We start from the raw sequence: 12,371 nt of genomic DNA on the forward strand, positions 1-12,371 counted from the left end.
ACTGCGTCATGGCCTGAGCTATCGAGGCCGTTGCTGGCTACGCCTATGGTGGAGTCAGCCCAAGGAACGACGCCCCCTCCATGTCCCGAAAACGCTATCGCATTACGGTCACGCCCATCGAGAGCGATGGCCGCCCCTGCAGCGATCGCTGCACCATCGAATTCGAACAGCGCTCGCGGGCCGACTGGATGCGGCTGCTCGAGGAGCTGCACCTGCGACGCGATCTGAGCAGCGACGAATGTGCGGCGCTCACGGTCGGCTCGCAGCTGCTGGAAGACCTGGCCGCCCGCCCGCGCGCGCAGCCAAGCGATGCACTGGAGGCCTTGCGGCCAAAACTGCAGTTGCTGCTGGAACGCCTGCAACGCGTGCAGCCGGCCGCCGGCACCTGAGACCGGCGTCGCGGCGACCGCTACACTGCGCGCATCGGGGAAGGGAGATGCGCCATGCGTGGGTTGGGGATCGTCATGCTGGCAACGGCAATTGCCGGTTGCAGTTGCCATCGCAGCGCTGACAAAGAAACGGGCAACGCGGCAGCGTCCTCGCACGTTGCAGCGGCGACGCAAACGCCGACTACCGCCACCACAGACAACACGCCCGCACGCGATGCCACTCCTGACGATGCGGTTGCGCGCGCCAACTTCGCCAAAGCAAGCGCGACCGTGCAGCGATACCTGGGCGCGTTGCCAGGTGCGGCACGTGGTGATGCCGATGCACTGTGGAGCGGCGGTCGTCCTGCCCCGGTGCCGGACGATGCGGCGCTGCGCGGTATCGGCAATATCCAGTCGATGCGTATCAATAACGACGCGCCCATCGCACTGGATCAGGAACAGCCCCCGCGCCGGATCGAAGTGCCGGTGCAACTGATCGTGCGCACCGACACCGGCACCCAACGCCTGGTCGGCGCCTACCGGCTGCAGCCGCGCAGCGGCAGCGACGACTGGGAGATCTACTCGGCCACCCTGCACCCGGTATTGCGCTAACCCACGGTTCACCGGCAACGACTAAGGTGATCGCACCTGTTGCCGGAGTCACCCGATGAAACTGCGTTCGCTTGTCGGATCCATGCTTGCCCTCGCTCTGGCGCTACCCACGACCAGCGCGTGGGCAACGCCGCAGATCCAGGGACACCAGATCAGCGTACAGGGCAGCGACCTGCAGCAATTCCTGGGTGGCCGCTTCCCGCAGACGCACGATGCGCTGGGCGGCCTGGTCGAGATGACGGTCAGCAATCCGGCACTGTCGCTGCCGCCGGGCGACCGGCTCAAGATGGCCTTCGACCTGGCGCTTGCCACTGCCGGCGGCGCGCCAGCACCGGTCGGCAATGTGACCTTGACCAGCGCACTGCGCTACGACACGGCCAAGCAGGGCTTTTATCTCGACCAACCCACCATCGATGATTTCCGCCCGGCCAACGCCGGTGCAAAACTCGACCACAGCACCCGCCAGCTGCTCAATGCCTGGCTGGCCGATTACGCGCGCAAGGAGCCGATCTATCGCATCGATCCGGCCATCGCAGCGGTGATGGGCAATGTGCAGGTGGAGTCGGTCGGCATCCAGAACGGCCGCGTCGCGGTGAATTTCAACCAGAACATCGAGCAACTGGTGCCGGCCGCTGCACTGTCCGGGAAATAGGCTGACGCGCCAGTTGCGACGCATGGCTTGAAACACGCCGTCATGCCGTCGCGCCGATCTGCGCAAGCGGCCATCGGATCAAGATAAAGGCCCGGCGTCACCACGCCGGGCCTTTGTTTTCATCTCAACGTTGCAGGGGACCGATCAGGCCACCAGAGCCTTGGCCACTGCAGCGGTAAAGGCCGGGATATCGTCGGGCTTGCGGCTGGTGATCAGCGACCCGTCGACAACCACCTCCGCATCCTGCCAGCGTGCGCCGGCATTGCGCAGGTCGGTCTTGACCGACGACCACGAGGTGACGTCACGGTCGCGAACCAGATCGCTTTCCACCAGCAGCCACGGGCCGTGGCAGATCGCGGCGACCGGCTTGTCGGAACTGGCAAAGGCCTGGATGAATGCGATCGCCTTGGCGTCACCGCGCAAGGTGTCGGGGTTGAGCACCCCGCCAGGCAGCACCAGCGCGTCGTAGCTGTCGACCTTGGCCTGATCCAGCCGCTGGTCCACCGGCACCGAATCGCCCCAATCGGTTTTGTTCCAGGCGCGAATCTGCGCAGCGTCGCCGGGCGCAATCACATCGACCTTGGCGCCCCAGGATTCCAGCAGGCGCTTGGGCTCAATGAGTTCGGATTGTTCGAAGCCATCGGTGGCCAGCACTGCGATGGTCTTGCCGGAGAGCGAATACGACATGCGGGAGCTCCTTACTGAAAAGAAGCACGCACGCTAGGCGCGTACCTGTTGCGCACGAGTGAATCGATGTGTGCGCCGCGTCAGTGCGGCGCCAGGACACTGCTGCTCAGCGCTTGGGCTGCAGCATCGTACCTGTGCAGTTCTTCGACCCGCAGCGGCATGCCCAGATCTTCTTCAGACGCGGCGTGTGCCGCTCGGCTAGGGTGATGCCGTAGTTGTAGGTGAGCTCTTCGCCGGCCTTGATCGCGCGCTTGGCCTCGATGAAGATCTTGTCCTTGCTGCGGTCGTCGCCCTCGGCCTCTTCGATCACCGCTTCGCAATTGGGATTGCAACTGTGGTTGATCCAGCGCGCGACATTGCCTTCGTAATTGGCATCCAGCACGTAGTCGTCGCTGAGCGTGAACAGGAAGGTGTGGCCGCTCTCCACATCGCCGGTGTCATCGGCATCCACTTCCGCGTGCGTGCGCAGGCGCCCCTTGTACTGGATGATGCGCTCGCCCTTGCGGAGCGCGGCGAGGGCGAACATGCCATTGCCGTGGATACGTGACTTGCGGGCGGCAACTTTGCGCGACATGAAGGGGTCCAGTGATGGGGCCGCTCATTGTGACTGCAGTGCGACGATGCGCCAAGCACAAGCGCAGCGGTACCCGCAACGGCTGCTGCTTGCCGGCGGCTGAACCAGGCAGGTGGCCCTGCCCCGGCTAAAAGCGTACAATTTCGGTCCGCTTTCGGATTTATCGCCTTCCTCATGTTGCGCGTCACCAAACTCACCGATTACGCCACCGTCGTGCTGACCGTGCTGGCAGCGCGCTGCGGCCAGGTGCTCAGCGCCAGCGAACTTGCCGAGCAGGCCGGCCTGGAAGCGCCGACCGTGAGCAAGATCCTCAAGCCGCTGTCGCAGGCGGGCCTGGTCGAAGGGCTGCGCGGCGTGCACGGCGGCTATCGGCTGGCACGCGCGGCCAGCGAGATCACGCTGGTGGAAATCGTCGAGGCGATGGAAGGCCCGCTGGCGATCACCGAATGCAGCCAGGACCACAGCCAGTGCGGCATCGCGCAGACATGCGGGGTACGTTCCAACTGGCGCCTGATCAACGACGTGGTCGGCGATGCATTGCGTCGCGTCACGCTCGCACAGATGTTGCAGCCCCTCTCTCTCCCTGGCGACAGCCGTCGGCGTTCCATCGCCGCACGCGTCGCGACCACCTGACCCTGTAGGCAGCCCGATGGCCACCGAACTTGCACCCCCGCAGAATGCCGAAATTATCGAACGGCTGGGCCGACGCTACGACGCCGGCTTCATCACCGAGATCGAATCGGACTCGCTCCCGCCCGGCCTGGACGAGGACGTCATCCGTGCCTTGTCGGCCAAGAAGGACGAGCCGCAATGGATGACCGACTGGCGTCTTGAGGCGTATCGCCACTGGCTGAAGATGCCGATGCCGGAATGGGCGAAGCTGAAGGTCTCGCCGATCGACTTCCAGGCGCTGAGCTATTACTCCGCGCCCAAGGGCCCGAAGTACGCCTCGCTGGACGACGTACCCAAGGAACTGCTCGACACCTACGACAAGCTCGGCGTGCCGTTGCACGAGCGCGCCCGGCTGGCCGGCGTGGCGGTGGATGCGGTGTTCGACTCGGTCTCGGTCGGCACCACCTTCCGCAAGGAACTGGCCGAAAAGGGCGTGATCTTCTGCTCGATGTCCGAGGCGATCAAGGAACATCCGGAGATCGTCAAACAGTATCTGGGCAGCGTGGTGCCGGTCGGCGACAACTATTTCGCCGCGCTCAACTCGGCGGTGTTCTCCGACGGCAGCTTCGTGTTCATTCCTGCGGGCGTGCGTTGCCCGATGGAACTGAGCACCTACTTCCGCATCAATGCCGGCCATACCGGGCAGTTCGAGCGCACCCTGATCGTGTGCGAGGACAAGGCCTATGTGTCGTATCTGGAAGGCTGCACCGCACCGATGCGCGATGAAAACCAGCTGCATGCGGCGGTGGTCGAGCTGGTGGCGCTGGAAGATGCCGAGATCAAGTATTCGACCGTGCAGAACTGGTATCCGGGTGACGAGGAAGGCCGCGGCGGCATCTACAACTTCGTCACCAAGCGTGCCGAATGCCGGGGCGCGCGCAGCAAGGTCACCTGGACCCAGGTCGAAACCGGCTCGGCGATCACCTGGAAGTATCCGTCCTGCGTGCTGATCGGCGACGACTCGGTCGGCGAGTTCCACTCGGTGGCGCTGACCCACCACCGTCAGCAGGCCGACACCGGCACCAAGATGATCCACATCGGCAAGCGCACCAAGAGCAAGATCGTCAGCAAGGGCATCAGTGCAGGCCGCGGGCAGAACACCTATCGCGGTCTGGTCAAGGTGGACCGCAATGCCGACGGCGCGCGCAACTACACCCAGTGCGACTCGTTGTTGATCGGCAAGCAGTGCGGCGCGCACACCTTCCCCTATATCGAGGTGAAGAATCCCGGCGCCACCGTCGAGCACGAGGCCACCACCTCCAAGATCAGCGACGACCAGCTGTTCTATTGCCGCGCGCGCGGGATCAGCCAGGAAGACGCGGTGTCGCTGATCGTCGACGGCTTCTGCAAGCAGGTGTTCCGCGAGCTGCCGATGGAGTTCGCGGTGGAAGCCAAGAAGCTGCTGGAAGTCTCGCTGGAAGGCAGCGTCGGCTGACGCTGCCTGCAGGGATTCGGCATTGGAGATTGGAGATTCGCAACGTCCCGCTCCCTGCCATCCCGGCTCTTCTGCTGTTACCAATCCCAAATTTCGAATAACCAATCCCATGCTTACGATCAACAACCTCCACGCCAGCATTGCCGGCAAAGACATCCTCAAGGGCCTGTCGCTGGACATCCAGCCGGGCCAGGTGCACGCCATCATGGGGCCCAATGGCGCGGGCAAATCCACGCTAGGCAACGTGCTGGCCGGGCGCGACGGCTATGAGGTCAGCGCCGGCACCGTGCAGTTCGAAGGCAAGGACCTGCTCGAGCTGCCGCCGGAAGAACGCGCGGCCGCCGGCCTGTTCCTGGCCTTCCAGTACCCGGTGGAAATCCCCGGCGTCAACAACACCTACTTCCTGCGTGCCGCACTCAATGCACAGCGCAAGGCGCGTGGCGAGGACGAGCTGGATTCGATGCAGTTCCTCAAGCTGGTGCGGCAGAAGCTGGCCGTGCTGCATCTGAAGGACGAGCTGCTACATCGCGGCGTCAACGAAGGCTTCTCCGGTGGCGAAAAGAAGCGCAACGAGATCTTCCAGCTGGCCGTGCTTGAGCCCAAGCTCGCCATCCTGGACGAGACCGATTCGGGCCTGGACATCGATGCGCTCAAGAGCGTGGCCGACGGCGTCAACGCGCTGCGCTCGCCGGAGCGTTCGTTCCTGGTGATCACCCATTATCAGCGCCTGCTCGACTACATCACCCCGGACGTGGTGCATGTGCTGGCCGAAGGCCGCATCGTGCAGAGCGGCGGCCCGGAACTGGCGCTGGAGCTGGAAAAGCACGGCTATCACTTCCTGAAGGACCGCGTGGTGCCCGAGGCGGCTGCCTGATGAGCGCCCTGCTGGAATCCCTCGCCCGCGGCTTCTGCGGTAACGATGCGCGCCGGGTCGAACTCGATGCCGCGCTGCAGGCCGGCCTGCCCGGCCCGCGCGCCGAAGCCTGGAAATACACCTCGCTGCGGCAGCTGGAGCGGCGCAGCTTCCAGCCCGCGCCGCTGGTGCCGACGCTGATCGACGCCGCGCTGCTGGACGAGATCCCGTCCCCGCGGCTGGTGTTCGTCAACGGCCGCCCGTCCGACGCATTGAGCGACCTGTCGACACTGCCGGACGGCGTGCAGCTGGACACCTTGTCAGCGTCGCTGGCCGCAGGCGACGAGGCGCAGCAGTTGCTCGGCCGCCGTTTCGAAGGCAGCGATGAAATCTTTGCGCGCCTCAACGCTGCGCTTGCCGACGAAGGCGTACTGGTGCGCGTACAGGAAGGCGCGCAGATCGAGGCGCCGCTGCATCTGGTCTTCATCGGCGTGGCCGGCGAGCACGACCTGTCCTGGCACCACCGTCACCTGATCGAACTGCGTGCCGGCGCGGCACTGAACGTGGTCGAGCACCACCTGCATGTCGGCGATGCCGCGCATCTGCACAACAGTCTGATGCATGTGCATCTGGCCCAGGATGCGGTGCTGTCGCATGCGCGCGTGCAGGCCGACAGCGCGCACGCAACGTCGCTGCTACGCACCGATGCGGTGCTGGCGCGCAATGCGCGCTACCAGCGCGTGGACCTGGAACTGGGTGCCAACCTGTCGCGCCACGAGCTCAACGTGCGCCTGGAAGGCAACAACGCCCAGCTCACCGCCAATGGCGTGCTGCTCGGCAACGGCCGCCGCCATGTCGATACACGTCTGGGCATCGCGCACATCGCACGCGACACCACCTGCGAGCTGGTCTGGCGCGGCGTGGGTGCCGATCGCAGCCGGGTGGTCTTCCACGGCGGCATCAACATCCGCCCGGGCGCCGATGGCACCGACGCGCGGCTGTCGAACAAGAATCTGCTGCTGTCGGCCAATGCCGAGATCGACACCCAGCCGGTGTTGGTGATCGATGCCGAAGAAGTGCAGGCCGCGCATGGCGCCACCGTCGGCCAGCTCGACGACAATGCCTTGTTCTATCTGCGCTCGCGTGGTCTGCCGCAGGCCGAGGCGCAGCGTTTGTTGAGCGCGGCGTTCTGCCACGAGCCGCTGCGCGTGCTCCCCGCCGCGCTGACTGCGGTGCTGGCGCTGCAGTTGGACCGCGCACTGGCCTCGGCAGGCGTGGCATGAACGCGCCCGCCGCCACGCAACTGGCCGCGCCGGACTGGGAGCGCGTGCGCTCGGATTTCCCGCTGCTGATGCGGCAGGTGCATGGCAAGCCGCTGATCTATTTCGACAACGCCAACACCGGGCAGAAGCCGCTGCAGGTCATCGCCGCAACCGACGAGTTCTATCGCCGTCAGAACGCCAATGTGAGCCGCGCGGTGCATGCGCTGGGCACCGAGGCCACCGACGCCTTCGAAGGCGCGCGCAGCAAGCTCGCCCGCTTTCTCAACGTGCGTGCCGACGAACTGGTGCTGTGCAGCGGCACGACCTTTGCGATCAATCTGGTCGCCTATTCCTGGGCGCTGCCACGCCTGGGCGCCGGCGATGTGATCCTGATCTCGCGCATGGAGCACCACGCCAACATCGTGCCGTGGCAGTTGGTAGCACAACGCACCGGCGCGAGCATCCGCGTGGCCGAGATCACCCCGGACGGCGCGCTGGATCTGGACGCCTTGCGCAAGGCGATGACGCCGGAGGTCAAGCTGCTGGCGATCACGCATGTGTCCAATGTGCTGGGCACGGTCAATCCGGTGCGCGAGATCTGCCGCGAGGCGCGCAAGCGTGGCATCGTCACCGTGGTGGATGGCTCGCAGGCGGCGCCGCATCGGCGTATCGACGTGGCCGGCATCGGCTGCGATTTCTACGCCATCACCGGCCACAAGATGTGCGGGCCCACCGGCACCGGCGCGCTGTGGGCACGGCGCGAACACCTGCAGGCGATGCCGCCGTTCCTGGGCGGCGGCGAGATGATCAAGGAGGTCAGTTTCGAGGGCACGGTGTTCAACGATGCCCCGCACAAGTTCGAAGCCGGCACCCCCAACATCGCCGGGTTCATCGGCCTGGGCGCGGCAGTCGATTACCTGGAGTCGGTCGGGCTGGCGCACGTGGAAGCGCGCGAAGCCGAGCTGTTGGCACATTTCACCGAAGAACTGCAGCGCATCGACGGCCTGCGCATCTTCGGCACCACGCCGGACAAGGCCGCGGTGGTGTCGTTCCTGATCGAAGGCGCGCATGCCCACGACCTGGCCACCCTGCTCGACCTGGAAGGCGTCGCGGTCCGCTCGGGCCAGCACTGCGCGCACCCGCTGCTGCAGTACTACGGCGTCGCCGCCACCTGCCGTGCCTCGCTGGCGTTCTACAACACGCATGACGAGATCGAGCGCTTCGTTGCTGCGTTGGTGAAGGTGCGTCGCCTGCTGGGTTGACGGCGGTGATTGGGGATTCGGCATTGGGGATTCGGAAGACCCCTTCGCCGCCTTGCAGCGCGTGCGCCAGACCTCTGTGCGTTGGCGCACGTGCCCATGGCAAGACACAGAGCAACGCCCCAATCCGGACATCCGACACGGTGCAAGAAACAGCGTTCTCGCGCTTTTACGAATCCCCAATCACGACTCCCGCTAAACTGCTCCCCATGCAGACCACCACCTTCCGTACCGCTACCGTCGACGACATCGACGCCCTTGTGTCGCTGGTGACCTCGGCCTATCGCGGCGATGTCAGCCGCGTTGGCTGGACCACCGAGGCCGATTTTCTCGACGGCGCGCGGATCGATCCTGCGGTGCTGCGCGAGGACCTGTTGCGCGACCGCAGCCTGGTGCTGCTGGTCGAACAGGACGGGCGCCTGCGGGCCTGCGCGCATATCGCCGACGACCACGGTGCCGGCTACTTCGGCATGTTTGCGGTGGATCCCTCGCTGCAGGGCGGCGGGCTGGGCAAGACGCTGCTGGCCGAGGCCGAGCGTATCGCCTACACCGAGTGGCAGCTGCCGGTGATGCGCATGACGGTGATCGACATCCGCGATGAGCTGATCGCGTTCTACGAGCGACGCGGGTATCGCCGCACCGGCGTCTTCAAACCGTTCCCGTATGGCGACGCGCGTTTCGGCGTGCCGCTGCGCCAGGACCTGCGCTTCGAGGTGCTGGAAAAACCGCTTGGCGGCGCAGCGCCGTGAGCGACACCTGGACCTTCGTCTGCGCCAGCGAGGCGCTGCTGCCCGGCGAACTGCAGACCGTCTGGGATGAGGTGACCGACACCCCGATCGTCATCTTCAACCTCGACGGCGAGCTGTACGCGCTGGAAGACCGCTGCAGCCACGAAGACTACGAATTGTCGCCGGGTACGTTCGACCCGGCAGAAGGCAGCATCGAGTGCCTGCTGCACAGCGCCCGCTTCGACATCCGCGACGGCCGCCCGCTGTGCGCACCAGCCTACACCGCGGTGCCCAAGTTCCCGGTCAAGCGCGAACACGGCGGCATCTGGACCCGCGACGACCGCTGACACCGGCCGGACCCGTGGGTGACACGGTCGCCATGAGCGCAGACCGCTCAGGACGCTGATCCGCAGTCTCTGCCCCGTCCGGCGCGTGCCCGGCGTGCGTAGATCCGCGCCCCGCAGGACGAAGACGTGCTGCCACGCCAGCGAGCGACCAGTCGTGCAAGCGACACCTCGGCCCACCACCAGGCGCAAACCGCGCGGTGCCCCATGCAACCCGCATCGATCGCCGCAACGGCCTGACACCTCAGCCAGCGTGATTGCCCGGTGCATGGCGCCAGCCGACAAAGATTGCAAAGAAGAATGATTTGCATTTAAGATCGCAACCCTTCAGGCCTTCTTAACAACTGGCCTGCCCTGCGATCCCATGCGCCCAGCTCTGCTCGACACCTTTTTCCCGTTCCTGCCCCGCATGCGCCTTGCTGCGCAGCGCCTGTGCGTGTCCGGAGACTGGTCGGGCCAACTGGCCGCCTCGGGCTAGCGGGCGCGCATTCCCCGATCCACTTCCCATCCCGCATCCGCCGAGCCATCGCCAGGCCGGAGCCTCTCTTTCTTCTTCGAGACGCCTCATGACTCCCAGGATTTCCCCGCTCACCTCGGCCGTGTTGCTGACGCTGTCCGCTCCTGCCCTCGCCCAGCCTGGCGATGCGCCGGCGCCTCCGGGCGCGGTCGATCTGGACGCCATCCGGGTGCAGCAGGAACGCGCGCAGAAACCGTCCTCGCCCAAGTACACCGAGGTGCTGCGCGACACGCCGCAGACGATCACCGTAGTGACCAAGCAGACCATGGACCAGCAGAACCTGCTGTCGCTGCGCGATGTGCTGAGCACCCTGCCCGGTATCACCTTCGGCGCCGGCGAAGGCGGCGGTGGCTATGGCGACAGCATCAACCTGCGCGGCTTCACCGCCAGCAGCGACATCACCACCGATGGCGTGCGCGACAGCGCGCAGTACAGCCGCAGCGACACCTTCAACCTGGAAGCGGTGGAGCTGATCAACGGCGCCAACTCGGCCATGTCCGGCGCCGGCTCGGTCGGCGGCAACATCAATCTGGTCACCAAGACCGCCGGCCAGGGCGACTTCACCCACGTCGTGGTCGGTGGCGGCAGCGACCGCTATGGCCGGCTGACCGCCGACAGCAATTACGACTTCGAAAACGGCACCGCCGTGCGCCTGAACGCGATGGGCCACACCCAGGACGTGCCGGGGCGCGACGAGGAGTTCCGTCATCGCTGGGGCTTTGCGCCGTCGGTGGCGTTTGGCCTGGGCTCGGATACCCGCTTCACCCTGAGCTACCTGCACCAGCACGACAACAACCTGCCGCAGTACGGCGTGCCGTTCGCACTCAGCCCGTTCAACGACGGCCCGCTGCCGGGCGTGGACCCGGAAACCTTCTTCGGTTACCGCAATACCTCGCGTCAGGAAATCGACGTGGACATGCTGACCGGCGTGCTGGAAATGGATTTCGACGACAACGTCAAACTGCGCAGCCTGGCGCGCGTGCAGCGCGTCGACCAGACCACCAATGCCACCGCACTGCAGGGCACCTGGTGCCTGCCCAACGGCACCGACCCGTACACCGGCCGCGCCTGCGTCGGCCAGCCGGCGGCCAGCTGGAACCCCAACAGCGGCCCCCGCGGCCTGGTCCGCGAGACGGAAAACTTCATCGCGCACAGCCAGACCGACCTGACCGCCACCTTGCATACCGGCGCCATCGAGCACCGTGTGGTCGCAGGCGTGGCCTTCAGCAAGGAAGACTTTGAACTCAATAGCGGCACCACCTTCCGCAATGCCGATGGCTCCACCACCGGCATCACCTACCCGGTGCAGTCCTTCGACAATCCCTACAACATCTGGACCGGCCCGCAGAATTATTTCCGCACCGGGCGCAGCAAGGGCAGCCTGACCAATCAGGCGGTGTACCTGTTCGACACGCTGCAGTTCAACGAACAATGGATGCTCAACCTGGGCGGCCGCTACGAGCACAACGAAGGCGACAGCACCACCTACACCGTCAACGCCGCCGGCAACGTCACTGGTGTGAGCGCGGGCTTCCCGGCCGGCAGCGAAGAGGACCTGTTCTCGTATCGCGCCGGTCTGGTGTTCAAGCCGGCCGAGAACGCCAGCCTGTATCTGTCCTACGCCAACAGCAAGACGCCGTCCAAGGCCTCGGTCAACGGCTCGTGCACGCCGATCGCCACGGCCACCGCCGGCGCCAACTGCAATGTCGAGCCGGAGACGGCGGTCAACATCGAACTGGGCGGCAAGTGGGACGTGCTGGACCAGCGTCTGGCACTGACCGCTGCGCTGTTCCGCAACGAGCGCGAAAACTACAAGGTCAACAGCGGCGATCCGCTGATCCCCGAGCAGGTGCTGGACGGCAAGGCACGGGTGGACGGCATCGCGCTCGGCGCCGCCGGTTACCTGACCGACCGCTGGTCGATCTTCGCCAACTACACCTTCCTGGACAGCGAAGTGCTGCAGAGCGTGTCCAACCGCACCGAGAGCCTCACCGGCGACCCGGTGGCCGGACGCGACCTGGTGCAGACCCCGCGCAATGCCGGCAACATCTGGACCACCTATACGCTCAACCAGTGGACCTTCGGCTACGGCGTCACCTACCAGGGCGGTTTCTATCCCAACAACGCCTCGGCCGCGGCCTACATCAAGACCGACGACTATTGGGTGCACCGCGCGATGGTCGGCCTGCGCGTCAACGACTGGCTCAGCCTGCAATTGAACGTCAACAACCTGTTCGACGAGGAGTACTACACCAGCGTGCGCAACAACCTCACCGTCAATGCGGCCGGCACCGTCACCGCCGGCAGTGGCTGGGCGCTTCCGGGCGAAGGCCGCTCGGCGGTGTTGAGCGCCACCTTCAGTTTCTGACCCACTGACACGCCGCCCGCACAACGCGGGCGGCGTGGAG

General features: G+C 65.7%; 13 protein-coding genes. 11 read left to right on the forward strand and 2 right to left on the reverse strand.

Annotation, left to right across the window (positions count from 1 at the left end; genetic code table 11):
* Nucleotides 1-80 precede the first annotated feature (80 nt).
* The 3 genes from DGN21_RS13630 to DGN21_RS13640 all read left to right on the forward strand — a co-directional run bounded on the left by DGN21_RS13630 (nucleotide 81) and on the right by DGN21_RS13640 (nucleotide 1,632).
* A complete protein-coding gene (locus tag DGN21_RS13630; protein WP_024940752.1) occupies nucleotides 81-389 on the forward strand; it encodes a DUF3861 family protein in 309 nt (102 codons plus the stop codon).
* Between the two features lie 270 nt (nucleotides 390-659).
* Nucleotides 660-980, forward strand: a complete 321-nt coding sequence (locus DGN21_RS13635; RefSeq protein WP_080639692.1) for a hypothetical protein — start codon at nucleotides 660-662, stop codon at nucleotides 978-980.
* 55 nt (nucleotides 981-1,035) lie between these two features.
* The gene (locus DGN21_RS13640) at nucleotides 1,036-1,632 is read left to right on the forward strand and encodes a DUF1439 domain-containing protein (RefSeq protein ID WP_104568185.1); all 597 of its coding nucleotides are present in this window, start codon (nucleotides 1,036-1,038) and stop codon (nucleotides 1,630-1,632) included.
* A gap of 144 nt (nucleotides 1,633-1,776) precedes the next feature.
* On the opposite strand, the gene DGN21_RS13645 is transcribed toward DGN21_RS13640, so the two are convergent.
* Both DGN21_RS13645 and DGN21_RS13650 read right to left on the reverse strand, forming a co-directional pair.
* Nucleotides 1,777-2,319, reverse strand: a complete 543-nt coding sequence (locus tag DGN21_RS13645) for a type 1 glutamine amidotransferase domain-containing protein (protein ID WP_184577493.1) — start codon at nucleotides 2,317-2,319, stop codon at nucleotides 1,777-1,779.
* 106 nt (nucleotides 2,320-2,425) lie between these two features.
* Nucleotides 2,426-2,893 carry an SET domain-containing protein-lysine N-methyltransferase gene (locus DGN21_RS13650; RefSeq protein WP_016902346.1) on the reverse strand — a complete coding sequence of 156 codons (468 nt, stop codon included), beginning with the start codon at nucleotides 2,891-2,893 and terminating at the stop codon, nucleotides 2,426-2,428.
* Between the two features lie 174 nt (nucleotides 2,894-3,067).
* On the opposite strand from DGN21_RS13650, the gene DGN21_RS13655 reads away from it, so the two are divergent.
* From DGN21_RS13655 to DGN21_RS13690, 8 genes are all read left to right on the forward strand, one after another.
* Nucleotides 3,068-3,526 carry an SUF system Fe-S cluster assembly regulator gene (locus DGN21_RS13655; RefSeq protein WP_016902345.1) on the forward strand — a complete coding sequence of 153 codons (459 nt, stop codon included), beginning with the start codon at nucleotides 3,068-3,070 and terminating at the stop codon, nucleotides 3,524-3,526.
* Between the two features lie 16 nt (nucleotides 3,527-3,542).
* The gene (gene sufB / locus DGN21_RS13660; protein ID WP_024938771.1) at nucleotides 3,543-5,000 is read left to right on the forward strand and encodes a Fe-S cluster assembly protein SufB; all 1,458 of its coding nucleotides are present in this window, start codon (nucleotides 3,543-3,545) and stop codon (nucleotides 4,998-5,000) included.
* 109 nt (nucleotides 5,001-5,109) lie between these two features.
* Nucleotides 5,110-5,874 (forward strand): Fe-S cluster assembly ATPase SufC, encoded by a 765-nt coding sequence (gene sufC, locus DGN21_RS13665; protein WP_039519836.1) that lies wholly within the window; start codon nucleotides 5,110-5,112, stop codon nucleotides 5,872-5,874.
* Complete coding sequence (sufD, locus tag DGN21_RS13670; RefSeq protein WP_126965872.1) at nucleotides 5,874-7,136, forward strand: Fe-S cluster assembly protein SufD; 1,263 nt, start codon at nucleotides 5,874-5,876, stop codon at nucleotides 7,134-7,136. The genes sufC and sufD overlap by 1 nt, the downstream gene beginning before the upstream one ends.
* On the forward strand, nucleotides 7,133-8,377 hold the full coding sequence (locus DGN21_RS13675; RefSeq protein WP_102253733.1) for a cysteine desulfurase: 1,245 nt from the start codon (nucleotides 7,133-7,135) through the stop codon (nucleotides 8,375-8,377). Before sufD ends, DGN21_RS13675 begins: the two co-directional genes overlap by 4 nt.
* A 206-nt stretch (nucleotides 8,378-8,583) precedes the next feature.
* Nucleotides 8,584-9,123 carry a GNAT family N-acetyltransferase gene (locus tag DGN21_RS13680; RefSeq protein WP_102581297.1) on the forward strand — a complete coding sequence of 180 codons (540 nt, stop codon included), beginning with the start codon at nucleotides 8,584-8,586 and terminating at the stop codon, nucleotides 9,121-9,123.
* Entirely contained in the window at nucleotides 9,120-9,449 is a 330-nt protein-coding gene (locus DGN21_RS13685; protein ID WP_024938766.1) for a non-heme iron oxygenase ferredoxin subunit, read from the forward strand. The genes DGN21_RS13680 and DGN21_RS13685 overlap by 4 nt, the downstream gene beginning before the upstream one ends.
* Nucleotides 9,450-10,012: 563 nt before the next feature.
* Nucleotides 10,013-12,331: a TonB-dependent siderophore receptor gene (locus DGN21_RS13690; protein WP_126965871.1), complete on the forward strand. Its 2,319-nt coding sequence runs from the start codon at nucleotides 10,013-10,015 to the stop codon at nucleotides 12,329-12,331.
* The last annotated feature ends 40 nt before the right edge of the window (nucleotides 12,332-12,371 follow it).

This window comes from Xanthomonas sp. MLO165 (genome assembly GCF_018831305.1).
In the GTDB taxonomy this organism is placed as follows: domain Bacteria; phylum Pseudomonadota; class Gammaproteobacteria; order Xanthomonadales; family Xanthomonadaceae; genus Xanthomonas; species Xanthomonas arboricola.

Bases quoted from the DNA above. Each gene is read 5' to 3' on its own strand.
- DGN21_RS13630 (WP_024940752.1), top strand. From the start codon at position 81: ATGTCCCGAAAACGCTATCGCATTACGGTCACGCCCATCGAGAGCGAT.
- DGN21_RS13640 (WP_104568185.1), top strand. From the start codon at position 1,036: ATGAAACTGCGTTCGCTTGTCGGATCCATGCTTGCCCTCGCTCTGGCG.
- DGN21_RS13645 (WP_184577493.1), bottom strand. From the start codon at position 2,319: ATGTCGTATTCGCTCTCCGGCAAGACCATCGCAGTGCTGGCCACCGAT.
- DGN21_RS13650 (WP_016902346.1), bottom strand. From the start codon at position 2,893: ATGTCGCGCAAAGTTGCCGCCCGCAAGTCACGTATCCACGGCAATGGC.
- DGN21_RS13655 (WP_016902345.1), top strand. From the start codon at position 3,068: ATGTTGCGCGTCACCAAACTCACCGATTACGCCACCGTCGTGCTGACC.
- sufB (WP_024938771.1), top strand. From the start codon at position 3,543: ATGGCCACCGAACTTGCACCCCCGCAGAATGCCGAAATTATCGAACGG.
- sufC (WP_039519836.1), top strand. From the start codon at position 5,110: ATGCTTACGATCAACAACCTCCACGCCAGCATTGCCGGCAAAGACATC.
- sufD (WP_126965872.1), top strand. From the start codon at position 5,874: ATGAGCGCCCTGCTGGAATCCCTCGCCCGCGGCTTCTGCGGTAACGAT.
- DGN21_RS13675 (WP_102253733.1), top strand. From the start codon at position 7,133: ATGAACGCGCCCGCCGCCACGCAACTGGCCGCGCCGGACTGGGAGCGC.
- DGN21_RS13680 (WP_102581297.1), top strand. From the start codon at position 8,584: ATGCAGACCACCACCTTCCGTACCGCTACCGTCGACGACATCGACGCC.
- DGN21_RS13690 (WP_126965871.1), top strand. From the start codon at position 10,013: ATGACTCCCAGGATTTCCCCGCTCACCTCGGCCGTGTTGCTGACGCTG.